This is a genomic window from Pandoraea soli (assembly GCF_902459595.1).
In the GTDB taxonomy this organism is placed as follows: domain Bacteria; phylum Pseudomonadota; class Gammaproteobacteria; order Burkholderiales; family Burkholderiaceae; genus Pandoraea; species Pandoraea cepalis.
In genome coordinates this window covers 1-15,336 of the sequence record NZ_CABPSG010000015.1, presented here as the reverse complement: position 1 = coordinate 15,336, position 15,336 = coordinate 1, and the positions used below count along the sequence as shown (strand labels likewise).

Here is a 15,336-nt window from a genome sequence, read left to right as displayed (position 1 = left end):
CTCCGGTTAGACGTTGGCGAACGCGTTGACTTCGTGTGCCGCAAGCGGCGCATCGAGGCGCGTCTCCAGGAAAAAACGATACAGCAGATTCTGCGCGCCGGCGAGCCGGTAGGCGCTGGTCGCGCGCATGTCCGTGAGCGGCTGGTAGTCGGCCGGTACGGCCGCCATCGCCGCGCGCACGGTGGCGTCGGTCCAGGGCTGGCCGCTCAGCGCGGCTTCGATGGCGCTGCCGCGCTTGGGCGTGGCCGCCATGCCGCCGAAGGCCACGCGTGCCGAGCGCACGATCTCGCCGTCGAGTTCGACCGCGAAGGCCGCGCAGACCGCCGAGATGTCCTGATCGAAACGTTTGGCCAGCTTGTAGGTACGAAAGCGTTGCGCCGCCGAGGGCAGCGGTACGCGGATGCCCTGCACGAATTCGCCCGCTTCGAGCGCGTTCTTCTGATAGGCCACGTAAAAGTCTTCGAGCGGCATTTCACGCACGGCCCCGTCGCGATGCAGCACGATGCGCGTGCCGAGCACGATCAACGCGGGCATCGAGTCGCCGATGGGTGAGCCGTTCGCGACGTTGCCACCCAGCGTTCCAGCGTTGCGGATCGGGAACGACGCGAAGCGCTGGCGCAGTTCGGCCAGTGCCGGGTAGTGGTTGACGAGCGCATCGAACGCATCGTTGAGCAAGGCCCCCGCACCGATGTAGATGCCGTTCGGACCCTCCGAAATCTCGCGTAGTTCCGCCACTTGGCCGATATAGACCAGGTGCTTCAACGCGCGGAATTGCTTGGTGACCCACAGACCGACATCGGTGCTGCCGGCCAGAATGCGCGCGTCCGGGTAGGCGGCGCGCAGGCGGCCCAGCTCGGCCAGCGTGCGCGGGGCGTGGAAGACCTGGCCGTCGTGCGAATACGACAGCGTGTCGTCGCGCCGCAAAGCCTGGAGTTGCTTCGCCAGCGCCGCGCGGTCGAATTCCTGGCGCGGCAGGTCGAACATCTGCTGGGCGGCGTCGACGATCGGACGATAGCCGGTGCAGCGGCACAGGTTGCCGGAGAGCACATCGTCGATCTCGCGGCGGGTCGGGCAGCCGGCCTGCGCCGGGCGGTTCACGTACATGGCCCACAGCGACATCACGAAGCCCGGCGTGCAGAAGCCGCATTGCGAGGCGTGACAGTCCACGAGCGCCTGCTGCACCGGATGCAGCGCGCCGTCGGGGGCGCGCAGGTCTTCGACCGTGAAGAGCGCGCGTCCGTCGAGCGTGGGCAGGAACTGGATGCAGGCATTGACCGCGCGCAGCGCCAAGTTGCCATCGTCGGCCAGTTCGCCGATCACGACGGTGCAGGCGCCACAATCGCCCTCGGCGCACCCTTCCTTGGTGCCGGTGCAGTGCAGGGCTTCGCGCGTGTACTGAAGCACGGTACGGGTCGTGGCTTCGCCAGTGACCTCGTGCACCTTGCCGCGGTAATAGAAGCGGATGGCTTGTGTCTCCATGGTTCTCAGTGTAGTGCAGTGGGATTGCGGGCGCGCCGGGACATGGCCGGCGTGGGAATGAGCCGAAGATAGCACCGGCGGCGGGGGTAAATATTTCGCCGCCATGATGATGGCTATTCGGTCGCCCCGATGACGTGGCATTGTCATAAACTATGGCTCGACCCCAAGCCTCGCAGAGCGCGCCCGCCCCCATGCAAAGACCCCGCGAACAGATCGACGCGTACCTGCTGCGGGTACTGCACACACTGCTCACCGAGCAGAGTGTCTCACGCGCTGCGCTCAAGCTCGGCCAGTCGCAGCCGGCCATCAGCAACTCGCTGCGCCGCCTGCGCGAGATCACGGGCGACGCCATCCTGGTGCGCGGCAAGAGCGGCATGGTGGCGACCGAGCGTGGCAGGGAGCTGCTGGGCTACGCCACCGACGCGCTCGCCGCCATCGAGCGCATCACCCATCCCGCTACGGAATTCGCGCCGCAGACCACCACCCGGGCGTTCCGCCTCGGTGCCCCCGATTACCTGGACGCCGTCTTCCTGCCCAATATCGCCGAAGTGCTGCGTCGTGATGCCCCCTCGGCGCGGCTGCACGTGCAGCCGATCAACACGGCCTTCGACTACGCGGGCGCGCTGGAGAACGGTTCGCTCGACGTGGTGATCGGCAACTGGCTGGAGCCGCCGCCGCAACTGCACATGTCCCGGCTGTTCGACGACGAAGTGGTTTGCATGTTGGGCGCGCAACATCCGCTCGCGAACAAGGGCATTTCGCTTAAGCATTATCTGGAATTGCCGCATCTGGCGCCGACGCCTTACGTGGCCGAGCGTCAGAGTTTTATCGATGGATGTCTGGCCGAGCAGGGCCTGCGTCGCAATATCCAGATGACGATGCCGTACTTCGGACTCGTGCCGTACGTGCTGATGCGCACCGATCTGGTGTTCACGACGGGGCGGCAGTTTGCGCAGCACTATGCCCGCTATCTGCCGATTCGCGTGTTGCCGTCGCCCTTTGCCTTTCCGCCGATGCGTTTCTATCAGCTTTGGCACGAGCGCACGCATGCCGCACCGGAGGTGACGTGGCTGCGCCGGCGCGTGGCGGAGGTGGCAACGGAGCTCGATGCCGCGAACGGCGGCGGGACGCCGGCGCCCGTGCTGGCGCGACCTTGATGGCGGGGAACGGACGACTAAACGACTGAACGACTAAAGCGGCGACGAGATGAGGCCGCTGCCCGAAGGCGGGCGGCCCCGGAGACGCGTGACGCTCAGCGCAGCGAAATCGCGCGACGCGGACGATGCAACGCCAGCGAGAGGAAAATCACGACAAACGCGGCGAGCGACCACATCGGCAGGGTGAGACCGAGGATCGGCGGGTACATCGTCTGACACATCCCCTGAACCTGGAAGACTTGCGGCAGCAGGCGCGACGTCGGCAACGCATCGACGAATGCCTCGACCACGTCGTACCCGCAGCTCACCAGCGGATTGGCCTGCACGTAGATCAGATACCCCGACGCCGCCATGCCGCCGATCGCCGACAAAGCGGCAAGCACACGCGCGAACTGAATACCCGCCCAGCCACGCGAGACCGCGCCGGCCAGACCGAAGATCGCGATCAGCACGAGCGCGTAACGCGCCAGTATGCACAGCGGGCACGGGTCCTCGTGACGCACGTACTGGAAGTACAGCGCGCCGCCCAGTAGGGCGAGGCAGACGACGGTGAGCAGGAGGTACCGCAGGCGTTCGCGGCGCAGGGCCGGGTCGATTTGAGCGTTCATTTCACTTCGGGCGGTAGGCCATCACGAATCCCGCTCGATCCCGCATGACGCCGGGCGGCAGGCACTTGGGCTGGCATTGTAACCCCAGCCCGAGGCATGCGTGAGTCGAAAAATTACGGAACTATTTGCCCGAAAGTGAGACGGTTGCGCACGCTGCACCGACGGCCATGGCCCGGTGTTGCGACGCAGCGCGAGCGGTGCCGCCGCCCGCGCTGCCGACATCAACCGCCCAGGCCTGCCGAGCGCAGGGCGTGCTCGATGGCGCGTCCGACCGGGAACAGGCGTGCGTCGTCGCCCGCCGCGGCGCTGACCATCAGGCCGATGGGCGCTTCGCCCTCGGCCTGGCACGGCAGCGAAAACGCGCAGCCGTCGATCATGTTGATGGCCGTCGGGTTGCGCAGCACCAGTGCGTTGGTGGCCGTGAACGTGTCGTCGTTCGCCTCGAGCGGCGCGATGGCCGGTGGCGTGAGCGGCACGGTCGGGCACAGCACCGCGTCGAAGCTCTGCCAGACGGGGGCCGCCGCCGCGATGAGCGCGGCGCGGGCGTTCAGCAGGTCGATATAGTCGGCGGCGCCGGCCGGTTCTCCTTTCCGGATACGGACCAGCACACGCGGATCGTAGTCCTGCGCACGTTCGGCCAGCAGCTTGCGATGCCACGCATAGGCCTCGATGGGCGAAAAGCCGAAGCGGTTGATGGCGGGCAACTGTTCGAACGGCGTGAATTGGAATTCCACCAGCGTCGCCCCTGCCTTGGCGAGCGTGGCGAGGGCGCGCTCGTAGATCGCGATGGCGGCGGGTTCCGCCCCGTCCAGTACGAAGTTTGTCAATACGCCCAAGCGCATGCCGCGAACGTCGCGCGGTGCCGGCAGCGTGTCGTCGACGGCATGGCCCGAAAGGATCGCATCGACCCAGGCGCAGCAATCGACCGAGCGGCCGATGGGGCCGACCGAGTCCAGCGACGTCGACAGCGGCAGGGCGCCGTCACGCGGCGTGCGCGCGGCCGTTGGCTTGAAGCCGGTCAGGCCGCAGAAGGCCGCCGGAATGCGGATCGAGCCGCCCGTATCGGTGCCGAGTCCGACCGCCGCCATGCCATCGGCCACCGACGCGGCCGCGCCCGACGACGATCCCCCGGCAATGTACCCGGCCTGACGCTGCCAAGGCGAGCGCGGCGTGCCGTAATGCGGGTTCAGGCCGAGTCCGGAAAAGGCGAATTCGGTCATGTTGGTGCGGCCGATGATGACGGCGCCGGCCTGACGCAGACGCGCCACGGCGAGGGCGTCGTGCTTGGCCGGGGCGGCGTTCGACAGGACTTTGGACCCTGCGCGCGTAACTTGTCCGGCCACGTCGAACAAATCCTTCACCGACACGGGAACGCCCATCAGCGGCGACAGACGTGCACCGGCCCGGCGCAGGGCGTCGAGGCCGTCGGCGGCGCTGCGCGCGGCTTGCGCGTCGACGTGCGTGAAGACGACGTTGCCCTGACCCGCCGGATCGGCGATGCGCGCGAGCGCCTGCTCGGTCAGTGCGCGGCTGGTGGTGCGCCCGGCGTCGAGCGCGGCGGCAAGGTCGGACAGGGGGCGTTGCAGATCGATGGCGTCGGTGCTCATGGTCAGATCGCTTTCAGGATATGGGTGCGGAATTCTTCGATATGCCGGGCGATGGCCCGGCGGGCGCGTTCGGCATCGTGCGCGGCGAGCGCTTCAAACAGTTCGAGGTGCTCCTCGTAGACGTCTTCCAGATGGCTGGGCGTCGACAGGGCGAGAAACCAGAAACGCAGCGAGCGGTCGTGCAGGCCGCGCAGCAGCTCGGCGAGCGTCTGGTTGCGCGAGGCACGCGAGATGGCCAGATGGAAGTCGCGGTCGATGCGCATCATCGCCGCCACGTCGCGTGCGGCGATGGCCGCCTGAGACCGTGCCAGCACGGCTTCGATGGCGGCGAGGTCGTCCGGCGTGGCGGCGCGCGCGGCCAGCCCCGCGCAATACGTCTCGTTGATCATGCGCACGTCGATGATCTCGAGCGCTTCGTTGAGCGAGACCGGCGCGACCATTGCGCCCTTGCGCGGCAGGATCACCACCCACCCTTCGAGGGCAAGGCGGTGCATCGCCTGATGCACCGGGGTGCGTCCGAGTCCCGTCGACTGCATCAACTGCGCTTCGTTGAGCGCCTCGCCCGGGCGCAGGCGCAGTGTGATGATGTCGTGCTTGATCGCGTCATACGCGCGCTCGGTCAGGCTGCGGCCATCCGTGGTGGCCTGGGTGACAGCAGCGGATGCAGCGAACGCAGCGGAATGGGGCGCGAGAAGCGTGTCGTCGGGGGTGTCGTTGGTCATCGGGGTGGGGCGGTTCGGTCAGCCTGCGTCGGCGTCGGACGGCGTCAGTCGGCAATCGCCAGCGCCTGCGTGGCGTAGCGATGTCGGATCGTGCGGCCGAGGACCGGGTCGTGCAGTTCGATCTCGAACTGCTCACCGCCAGCCACGCCGCCAATGGCAGCGAGTGTGCCACAGAACATGGCGGCGCCCGCCGGCAGGCCGTCCGGCCCGAGCTTGTCCATCAATTCCTGCGGCGAAAGCAGGCTGGCCACGGTTCCTTCCTGATAGAGGCGCCGTTCGCCGTCGCACGTCACCCAGGAGCGCAGCATCAGCTGATCCCAGTGCGGGGCGACGTCGGCAAAACGCCACGCGTCGCGGGCCACCGGCTTCGCGCAGACCTGCTTCGAGACGGTCACGCCATAGGCTTCGACTTCGCGGTCGGTGTGATCCGAGCCCACGCTCACGAGCAAATCGCCGCCGTGGCGAACGAGCACGCATTCGGCTTCGCCGCTGCTCGTCTGGCCGACGACATCGATGGTGTCGTCTTGCGCGAGCAACGCGGGCGCCAGTCGGTAGAAGCACGGCGTGCTCGACGGACGGCGCACGCCCAATGCGGCCAACTCGGCAATGTGGTGCTCGACGGCGTCGCGATCGCGTCCGGCCCAGCCGGCGATGATCAACGTGTCGACGGACACCTCGACGCACGCAGGGGGGCCGTCGCCGAACACCGTGAAGGACAGATGGGAACGCATACGTGACCACTCCTGTGAAATTCGATTGATATTTGTGTGATATTTCACATGGTCGGAAGACAAAAAGCAAGCGGAAAAATTTCGTCGAGCGCGACGAATATCGGGAATTTTTTATGAAAAGCCCCGTCAATCCTGGGTTGCGTGCGTGTTCGCCCATCGCGTATATTGAACCGGCATCGGTATTGGGCTGGATATTCGTCTGATTTTTGTCGAACCGATCGCGGGGCCGAAGCCCCTCAGGGGGATCGGCGGGCCAGCGGCCCGGCGGCCAATGCCCGAGTGACGACCGGGCGAACGAGCGCAACGTCAATCAAGCCGGCGGCACAACGCCGGCTTCCCACCTTCATCAAGCATCACGTTTTGCATCGTCGCGGCGGCCCGTCAGGGAAGCGGCGCGCGGCTGGCGTGACATCAAAAAGCAGCAAAATCGGCGCAACGCGCCGCGGGGAGAACGTATCGGATGCATCACGCCATCGACTTCATTCAGGATCTGGCCGTCATCATGCTGCTGGCCGGCATCGTGACGGTCATCTTCAACCGATTCCGACAGCCGGTCGTGCTCGGCTATATCGTGGCGGGCGTGATCATCGGCCCGTATACGCCGCCGTTTGCGCTGATACATGACGAGAAGACGATCGGCATCCTGGCCGAACTCGGTGTCGTGTTCCTGATGTTCTCGCTGGGGCTGGAGTTCAGCTTGCGCAAGCTCGCGCGAGTGGGCGTGACGGCGTTCGTGGCGGCGATCACCGAGATTGTGCTGATGCTCTGGCTCGGCTACGAGATCGGCCGCTTCTTCGGTTGGAAGGCGATGGACTCGATCTTCCTCGGCGCGATGCTCGCCGTCTCGTCAACCACCATCATCGTCAAGGCGCTCGACGAACTCGGCATGAAGCGAGAGCGATTCGCCCAGCTCATCTTCGGCGTGCTGATCGTGGAAGACGTGCTCGCCATCGGCATGATCGCGCTGCTCTCGGGCATTGCCATCAGCGGCTCGGTCGACGCCGGCGAGGCCACCTTTACGCTGGGCAAGCTGCTGCTGTTCATGGTGGTGTCGCTTGTGGTGGGCATTCTGCTCGTGCCGCGCATTCTCGCGTACGTGGCGAAATTCAAGAGCGACGAGATGCTGCTGGTCGTCGTGCTCGGCCTGTGCTTCGGCTTTTGCCTGCTGGTGATCCAGATGGGTTACAGCGTGGCGCTCGGCGCGTTTTTGATCGGCGCGATCATGGCCGAGGCGCGTGAGCTGCATACGATCGAACGGTTGATCGCACCGCTGCGCGACATGTTCAGCGCCGTGTTCTTCGTCACGATCGGGCTGCTGCTCGATCCGCACGTGCTGGCCACGTACATCTGGCCGATTCTCGTCATCACCCTCGCCGTCGTGATCGGCAAGATCGTCTCGTGCGGGCTGGGGGCGTACCTCTCGGGTCAGGACGGCCGGACGTCGATGCGCGTGGGCATGGGGCTGTCGCAAATCGGTGAGTTCTCGTTCATCATCGCGTCGCTCGGGCTGTCGCTCAAGGTGACGAGCGACTTCCTCTACCCGATTGCGGTCGCCGTCTCGGTCATCACGACACTGCTCACGCCGTACCTGATCAAGAGCGCCGATCCGTTCACGGGCTGGCTCGGCCGCATGATGCCCGGGCGTCTGTCATACGTGCTGCGTCAGTACACGCAGTGGTTGCAGAGCATTCATCTGACGGGCGATAGCGCGGCGCTCGTCGGCATCGTGCGTCGCATTGTGATGAGCGTGGCGATCAATCTTGCGCTCGTGGTGACGATTTTCCTCGGCGGCGCCTTCTTCTATCGGCGTTTGGCGGCGCTGATGTCGCCGTGGGTGCGTGACCCGAGCCTGCAAAGTGCGGTGGTCTGGGGCGTGGCGCTCGTGCTGTCGCTGCCGTTCCTGATCGCGGTGTACCGCAAGCTCAAATCGCTCTCGCTCCTGCTTGTGGAGTTGTCGGTGCCGCCGAGCCTGACCGGACGCTACACGTATCAGGTGCGACGCGTGGTGGCCGAGATCCTGCCGATTGCCGCCATGGTCGGAGTGATCCTGCTGGTGGCGGCCTTGTCGGCGAGTATTCTGCCGTCCACGGAGATGGTCGTGCTGATCGTGGCGGGAACGGTGGTGCTGGCGATCATCATGCGGAGCTGGTTCGTGCGCATGCACGCCAAGCTGCAGATCGCACTCAAGGAGACGCTGGAACACCAGCCCGATAGCGAGCAGGGCGGCGGCTCCCCGCATTGAGCGACGTGCGAGCCGTGGCGACGTCCTGACGACGGCGCGCAGCGACACAAAAGCCCGCCGGTGGATTGGCTTCCCCGGCGGGCTTTTTCATGGCGTGGCGCTGCCCTTATGCCTTGCGCGGCGGCAAGTCGAAGATCAGGCACGTCGTCGTGGCGTGCGCATACAGGGTGCCATCCGGACCGACGATGCGGCCCTCGGCGATGCCGACCTGACGCCCGACCTGGATGACTTCGCCTTCCGCGCGCACGCAAGGCACGTCGCGGGTGAGGGCGCGCACCATATTGGTCTTGAGTTCGAGCGTGGTGTAGCTGCGTCCGGCGGGTAGCGTGGAGTGCACCGCGCAGGCGACGGCGGAGTCGAGCAGCGCGGCGAACCAGCCGCCGTGTATGGCACCGAGCGGGTTGTAATAGGGCAACGCCGGGCGGCCCTGAAAAACCGCGCGGCCGTTCGCGGCTTCAATGGCGATGAAGCCCAGTGTCTCGCTGATCGGCGGCAGCGGCAGCTTGCCGTCGAACATCGCTTCAAATATTTCCGTGCCCGACAGGCCGATCACGTCGGACGGCGTTGCCACGCCGTAGCGTAGCGGACCGTTACGTGTGAGTCGTTCGCGCACGGCGGCTTCGTCGGCTTCCCATTGCGCCAGTATGGCGGCGGCATCCGGTCGGGTATTCATGGCGTTTTCCTCGTAACTTTTATCAGGCAAGCGATGGCGCGAGATTATAAAAGTCGCGGTGCGCCCCGGGGGTTTCGGCGTTAGAGGGAAGCGTCGAGACCGAATCACGGCAACGGCGGCTCACGCCATCGCCGTGATTCGGGTTGGTCGGTACCTCGGAAGGAGGGGGCTGGCCGCGCCGCCGGCTCAGGCCGCTTGGGCGTGGCTGCGACGATATCGGGCCAACTCGTCGATGGTCAGGATCGGCAGGCCATGTTGCTCGGCGAAGCGCTCGATGTCGGCGCCGCGTGTCATCGTGCCGTCTGGATTCATCAGCTCGCACAGCACGGCGGCAGGTTTCAGACCGGCAAGCACCGCCAGATCGACCGAGCCCTCCGTGTGACCGCGACGCGTCAGCACGCCGCCCGGCTGTGCACGCAGCGGGAAGACATGGCCCGGGCGGGACAGGTCGGCGGGCTGGGCATCGTCGGCGATGGCGGCGCGAATCGTGGTCACGCGGTCGGCGGCGCTCACGCCGGTGCTCACGCCCTGGCGCGCCTCGATTGTCACGGTGAAGGCCGTGCCATGACGGCTCTGATTCTGCTCGACCATCGGCGGCAGCTCGAGACGGCGCAATGTCTCGTCAGGCAGACACAGGCACACGATGCCGCTGCATTCGCGGATCAGCATGGCCATGGTGGCCGGCGTGATTTTCTCGGCGGCAACGATCAGATCGGCCTCGTTCTCGCGGTCCAGGTCGTCCATCAGGATGACCGGCCGGCCGTCGCGCATGGCGTCGAGCGAGGCTGCCAGACGGACGTCGACCGGTGCCAGGTTGGCGAACGCCGGGTAGGCGTGCAGATCGTCGGTTGTACGGGTCGCATCGGCCGTGTGTGCTGTCGATGTGATGGCTTGCGGTACGGCTTGAGTGGTGCTTTGGGTAACGGACATGAAACGCTCCTCGCGTAAATCAATCGGGCGAAAAACGTTTTCGGGGCATGCGAACGGACGCCTCCATGAGACGGCGTCCCATGGCGCGCGGGTATCGACGCATCTTCTCTCATCCGGACTATGACCGTCGGCTCTGGCTTCGCACCAGATCTGCTGACCCTGCCAGTGTCACGTAAGCGACGGTGGCAGGCGCTCGCGGGCTCATGACACACGCAGCTTGCACTGCGTGGCGTCACCTACCGCCGGTGGGGACTTTCACCCCGCCCTGAAGACGTGTATGCCGCACGCAGCGCACCTCGCAGTCACTGATCGCGTGGCGTTGTTGCGTAGTCGGCGAGAGAGAGCGTAGCACAGGGTGTTGCTGCGCTGCAGGGAAGACTGCGCGGCGCACGTGGGAATGATGGCGAGGGAGGGGCTCGACGTCGGCTCGGGAGGGCGGCCGGCGCGGATGTCGCGCCGACCGCCGAAGCGAGCGTTGCGCGACATCCGAAGTGCCGGGTGATGCTCAGGCGTGGGTGCCTTTGACGGTATACCCGGCGTCGGCGATGGCGGCGCTGACCTCAGTGGGCGAGAGTCGGCTTTCGACGTCGACGCGACCCGAGTCCAAGTCCACATTGACCTTGGCGGCGGGATCGCGCTCGGTGATCGCACGCGTGACGGCTTTGACGCAATGACCGCAGCTCATCCCTTCGACTTGCACTTGCATGTTGCACTCCTTGAAAGCGGTTTCGGTGACGGTGATCAGACAAACCGATGATAGACCTTCCTACGACAGGAAGCTCAAGCGCTATTTTCAGTGTATTCGCTGGATCGCCCAGACGTCGCCCAAACCCGAGCGGTTCCGAGCGCGCTATCGTAGTAAATGTCGAGGTTGTCATGGCAAGGCGTGCGGCAGATTGACGCTGGCGGCTTTACCTTCCCTTCATGGAAAGGTCTATGCTTCGACGCATGATGACAGTCCTCCTGGAGACCCTGAAATGATTCGGAACTGGTCGGTCGGTATTGAAGGCATGACTTGCGCCTCATGTGTGACGCGCGTCGAGAAGGCATTGCGGCGTGCGCCGGGCGTGGCCAGCGCCAACGTCAACCTCGCGACCGAGACGGCGGCCGTGGAAGCTGCACCTGGCGTGACGCCCGTGGCGCTGCTTGGGGCGGTCGAGACGGCCGTCAACGACGCGGGCTACCAGGTGGCGGAGCAATCGTTCGAGCTGGCGATTGGCGGTATGACGTGCGCATCGTGCGTCGGGCGTGTGGAGAAGGCGCTTCGCCAGGTGCCTGGGGTGGTCGAGGCAAACGTCAATCTGGCGACGGAGCGTGCCGCCGTGCGCGGGGTGCGTGGCGTGGTCGACGTGGCGGCGCTCACCGCTGCCGTGGAGCAGGCGGGATATGAGGCGTCGCCAGTCACGGACCCCGCGCAGGCGGCCGCATCCCACGAAGGGCCGGCGTGGTGGCCGGTTGCCGTGGCGGCGGTCTTGTCCCTGCCGTTGTTGCTGCCAATGCTGCTCGAACCCTTCGGCATTCATCTGATGCTGCCGCCGTGGGTGCAATGGTTGCTCGCCACGCCGGTGCAGTTCTGGCTCGGGGCGCGCTTCTATCGGGCGGGGTACAAAGCGGTGCGCGCCGGTAGCGGCAATATGGATTTGCTGGTGGCATTGGGCACGTCGGCGGCTTATGGGCTGAGTCTTTACGAATGGTGGCGCGCCCCGGCGCACGGCATGACGCATCTGTATTTCGAAGCGGCGGCCGTGGTCATCACGCTGGTGCTGCTCGGCAAGTGGCTGGAAGCGCGCGCAAAGCGTCGCACCGTGGAAGCGATTCGTGCGCTGGCGGCCTTGCGTCCCGAGACCGCGCGCGTGTTGCGCGATCCGCAGGGCGCGGCGAGCGAGGTGACGGTGCCATTGGGCCAGGTGAAGGTCGGCGACTGGGTGGTGGTGCGCGCCGGTGAACGGGTGCCCGTCGACGGCGTCATTCGCGAGGGGGCGAGCCAACTCGACGAGTCGTTGCTGACCGGCGAACCGTTGCCGATCGAAAAAGCAGGCGGCGACAAGGTCGTTGGCGGCTCGATCAACGGCGCCGGTACGCTGCGGGTGGAGACGACGGCGGTCGGCGCCGATACGGCCCTGGCCCGCATCATCCGCATGGTCGAAGACGCACAGGCGGGCAAGGCGCCGATCCAGCGCGCGGTCGATCGGGTGGCCGCGGTGTTCGTGCCGGTGGTGGTGCTGGTCGCGGTCGTGACGCTGGTCGTCGGTTGGGGCCTCGGCATCGGCCTGGAGACAGCGTTGCTCAATGCGGTGGCGGTGCTGGTCATCGCCTGCCCGTGTGCGCTGGGTCTGGCAACGCCTGCCGCGATCATGGTGGGCACCGGCGCGGCGGCACGGCAGGGCATTCTCATCAAGGATGCCGAAGCGCTCGAACTGGCGCACCGCATCCGCGTCGTGGCGTTCGACAAGACGGGCACGTTGACCGAGGGCAAGCCGCGCCTCGTGGCACACCTGCCCGTGACGGGGGTGCGCGCCGATACTTTGCTGCGATGGGCCGCGGCGGTGCAGTCGGGCAGTTCGCATCCGCTGGCGAAGGCGGTCACGACGGCCGCAGCGGAAGCCGGGCTGACCTCGGCGGTGCCGACGGCATTCGACATCGCTGCGCTGCCGGGGAGAGGGATGCGGGCACGTATAGAGGAAGTTGGGGAGGGTGGGGGTGTTGGGGGCGTCGAGAATGCGGGCACCTCGCGCAACGGTCATACGCTGCAGTTGGGGAACGCGCGGTTGCTTGAGGAGTTGGGTGTCTCGGAAGGGGCGCTGGCTCACGAGGCAGCGCGGCTGGCGGCCGAGGGACGTACCGTCTCGTGGCTGGTTGAGACTGCAGGGGAAGGCGCAAATGGCGACGCACCGGCGCGCTTGCTGGGTCTGTTGGCGTTCGGTGACACACTCAAGGCCACGGCGCGGTCGGCCGTCGAACGCTTGCATGCGCTCGGCGTGCGTTGCGTGATGGTGACCGGCGACAACGCAGGGAGCGCCAAGGCGGTCGCCGACGCGTTGGGACTCGACGAAGTGCATGCCAACGTGCTGCCGGAGCACAAGGCGGCGGTGATCGCGCAACTCAAGCGCGACGGCGCGGTCGTAGCGATGGTGGGCGACGGCATTAACGACGCCCCGGCGTTGGCAGCGGCCGACGTCGGCATCGCGATGGGCTCGGGTACCGACGTTGCCATGCAGACGGCGGGCATCACGCTCATGCGCGGCGATCCGCTGCGGGTGGCCGATGCCATCGATGTGTCGCGTCGCACCTGGTCGAAGATTCGCCAGAACCTCTTCTGGGCCTTCGCGTACAACGTGGTCGGGATTCCGCTGGCGGCGTTCGGGCTGTTGAGCCCGGTGATTGCGGGGGCGGCGATGGCGCTCAGCAGCGTCAGTGTGGTGAGCAACGCGTTGCTGCTGCGGCGCTGGCGTTCATCGGCGACGCAAGACGTCAGCGCCGGCGCTTGAGGGGGGGCGCCCGGGCACAAGGCGAACGGCGCATAATGAATTTGTTAGGGGGACGCGCGGTCGGTAACCGCTCGATGCGTTGCCTGAATTTTTAACTGACTTGAAATTCGTCGAAAGCGGCATCATTTGACTGATATCGTCTGCCTTCTGGCGCGGAATGAATCCTGCCGAACATGAATAGTCTCCACATTGCAAGTTACAACATCCACAAGGGCTTTTCCGCATTCAACCGTCTGCGTGTTCACGAACTGCGCGCTGGCTTGGAAGGGCTTGCGCCGGATCTGGTCTTCTTGCAGGAAGTGCAGGGCCTGCATCAGGGGCATGCGGTGCGTCACAGGAATTGGCCGGTGCAGCCGCAACACGAGTTTCTGGCCGGTGCCATGTGGCGCGATCACGCGTATGGACGCAATGTCGTCTATGAGCAGGGGCATCATGGCAATGCGATCCTGAGCCGTTATCCGATCGTTAGGTCGGACAACCACGACATCACAACCTATAGTTTTGAGAAGCGCGGCATGCTTCACTGCGAGATTGCCGTACCGGGTCTGAAGCAGCCGCTGCATTGCCTGTGTGTGCATTTGTCGTTGGCCGGACACGGTCGCCGTCGCCAGTTCGAGATGTTGACGGAGCGTGTGGCCGACGCCATTCCCGCCGATGCGCCGTTGATTATCGCGGGTGACTTCAATGACTGGAGCAATCAGGCGGACCGGTTGCTGGCGGAACGCTTGGCGCTGACCGAGGTGTTTCAGAACCGCGGGGGGCGTCCGGCGCGCAGTTTTCCGAGCGGATTGCCGCTTTTACGACTTGACCGCATTTACGCACGAGGCTTTCATATCGAAGGGGCGCAGGTTTTGCACGGGCGTCCCTGGTCACGGATTTCCGATCATTCACCGATCAGCGCCCGACTTGTGCCGTCGGACGCCGACAAGACGATGAACGGTTCCTCCACCCCGTCGTTCAACCCTCGTTCCCCCCAGTGAGGCAGCCATGAACATCGGACAAGCGGCGCAGGCCAGCGGCGTGACGGCCAAGATGATCCGGTACTACGAAAGTATCGGCCTGATGCCCCCGAGTCCCCGCTCCGAGGCAGGTTACCGGCGATACGGCGAGCCGGATCTCCATCTGCTTCGCTTCATTCGTCAGGCGAGGCGGCTGGGTTTCGGGATCGATCAGATCCGTCAGTTGCTGGCGCTATGGCAGGATCGCGACCGATCCAGCGCGCAGGTGAAGGCGTTGGCGCAGACTCATGTCGATGAACTCAACCAGCGCATCGGTGAACTAGTGGCCATGCGCGACACGCTCTCTCATCTCGCCATGCACTGTCACGGCGATGATCGTCCCGACTGTCCGATACTGGAGGGGATCGCTGCCGCTGAACTTCCCGGCGATCTGAGCGGTAAGGGGGGGCGTTTCGCGAGCGCGGTAGCGTCGTGCGGTCCGGCGCAGTCGGCCACAGCCTCAGATGCCGCGACCGCCGTCGATGCCCCGGCCTCGGCCGGCGGCTCGGTCGGTGACAGCGAGGGGCAGATCCGTCACGTCCCCCAGCCCTAACACATGAAGCCGACATGACCGGCTGACGCCCGGCATCCCCTATGACGCGCCGCAATGACGGCGCTTTTTTTAGGTTCATCGTGGAAAACCGTGGAGGTTTTCCGGGCAATTGATAATCTGACGCCAATAAGGACGGTGTTCGGAGGAC

At 65.7% G+C, this 15,336-nt stretch carries 12 protein-coding genes, 1 pseudogene and 1 riboswitch; of the genes and pseudogenes, 5 read left to right on the top strand and 8 right to left on the bottom strand.

The features are described from left to right. Positions 1–6: 6 nt before the first annotated feature. Complete coding sequence (xdhA, locus tag PSO31014_RS19515) at positions 7–1,479, bottom strand: xanthine dehydrogenase small subunit (RefSeq protein WP_150553135.1); 1,473 nt, start codon at positions 1,477–1,479, stop codon at positions 7–9. Between the two features lie 191 nt (positions 1,480–1,670). Here xdhA and PSO31014_RS19510 point away from each other — a divergent pair, with 191 nt between their 5' ends. Next, positions 1,671–2,636, top strand: coding sequence for a LysR substrate-binding domain-containing protein (locus PSO31014_RS19510; protein ID WP_150553134.1), 966 nt, complete (start codon positions 1,671–1,673; stop codon positions 2,634–2,636). 95 nt (positions 2,637–2,731) lie between these two features. On the opposite strand, the gene PSO31014_RS19505 is transcribed toward PSO31014_RS19510, so the two are convergent. The 4 genes from PSO31014_RS19505 to PSO31014_RS19490 all read right to left on the bottom strand — a co-directional run bounded on the left by PSO31014_RS19505 (position 2,732) and on the right by PSO31014_RS19490 (position 6,304). Continuing rightward, positions 2,732–3,244, bottom strand: coding sequence for a disulfide bond formation protein B (locus tag PSO31014_RS19505; protein WP_017234196.1), 513 nt, complete (start codon positions 3,242–3,244; stop codon positions 2,732–2,734). 221 nt (positions 3,245–3,465) lie between these two features. Beyond that, complete coding sequence (locus PSO31014_RS19500) at positions 3,466–4,851, bottom strand: amidase (RefSeq protein ID WP_150553133.1); 1,386 nt, start codon at positions 4,849–4,851, stop codon at positions 3,466–3,468. 2 nt (positions 4,852–4,853) lie between these two features. Continuing rightward, positions 4,854–5,573, bottom strand: a complete 720-nt coding sequence (locus tag PSO31014_RS19495) for a GntR family transcriptional regulator (protein WP_246176877.1) — start codon at positions 5,571–5,573, stop codon at positions 4,854–4,856. A 44-nt stretch (positions 5,574–5,617) separates the two neighbouring features. After that, positions 5,618–6,304: a DUF2848 domain-containing protein gene (locus tag PSO31014_RS19490; protein WP_150553132.1), complete on the bottom strand. Its 687-nt coding sequence runs from the start codon at positions 6,302–6,304 to the stop codon at positions 5,618–5,620. Between the two features lie 460 nt (positions 6,305–6,764). On the opposite strand from PSO31014_RS19490, the gene PSO31014_RS19485 reads away from it, so the two are divergent. Next, complete coding sequence (locus PSO31014_RS19485; protein ID WP_150553131.1) at positions 6,765–8,546, top strand: cation:proton antiporter; 1,782 nt, start codon at positions 6,765–6,767, stop codon at positions 8,544–8,546. A gap of 106 nt (positions 8,547–8,652) precedes the next feature. Here PSO31014_RS19485 and PSO31014_RS19480 read toward each other — a convergent pair whose 3' ends face one another. The 3 genes from PSO31014_RS19480 to PSO31014_RS19470 all read right to left on the bottom strand — a co-directional run bounded on the left by PSO31014_RS19480 (position 8,653) and on the right by PSO31014_RS19470 (position 10,855). Beyond that, on the bottom strand, positions 8,653–9,219 hold the full coding sequence (locus PSO31014_RS19480; RefSeq protein WP_150553130.1) for a PaaI family thioesterase: 567 nt from the start codon (positions 9,217–9,219) through the stop codon (positions 8,653–8,655). Between the two features lie 186 nt (positions 9,220–9,405). Beyond that, a complete protein-coding gene (gene ribB / locus PSO31014_RS19475) occupies positions 9,406–10,149 on the bottom strand; it encodes a 3,4-dihydroxy-2-butanone-4-phosphate synthase (RefSeq protein WP_150553129.1) in 744 nt (247 codons plus the stop codon). A gap of 97 nt (positions 10,150–10,246) precedes the next feature. Beyond that, a riboswitch (FMN riboswitch) is annotated at positions 10,247–10,426 on the bottom strand. A gap of 228 nt (positions 10,427–10,654) precedes the next feature. Then, the gene (locus PSO31014_RS19470; protein ID WP_150553128.1) at positions 10,655–10,855 is read right to left on the bottom strand and encodes a heavy-metal-associated domain-containing protein; all 201 of its coding nucleotides are present in this window, start codon (positions 10,853–10,855) and stop codon (positions 10,655–10,657) included. 271 nt (positions 10,856–11,126) lie between these two features. Here PSO31014_RS19470 and PSO31014_RS19465 point away from each other — a divergent pair, with 271 nt between their 5' ends. The 3 genes and pseudogenes from PSO31014_RS19465 to cueR all read left to right on the top strand — a co-directional run. After that, positions 11,127–13,637, top strand: a complete 2,511-nt coding sequence (locus tag PSO31014_RS19465; RefSeq protein ID WP_150553127.1) for a heavy metal translocating P-type ATPase — start codon at positions 11,127–11,129, stop codon at positions 13,635–13,637. Positions 13,638–13,810: 173 nt separating this feature from the next. Beyond that, on the top strand, positions 13,811–14,617 hold the full coding sequence (locus PSO31014_RS19460; protein ID WP_150553126.1) for an endonuclease/exonuclease/phosphatase family protein: 807 nt from the start codon (positions 13,811–13,813) through the stop codon (positions 14,615–14,617). A 7-nt stretch (positions 14,618–14,624) separates the two neighbouring features. Beyond that, a pseudogene (gene cueR, locus PSO31014_RS19455) lies at positions 14,625–15,014 on the top strand (Cu(I)-responsive transcriptional regulator); the annotation flags it as partial. Between the last annotated feature and the right edge of the window lie 322 nt (positions 15,015–15,336).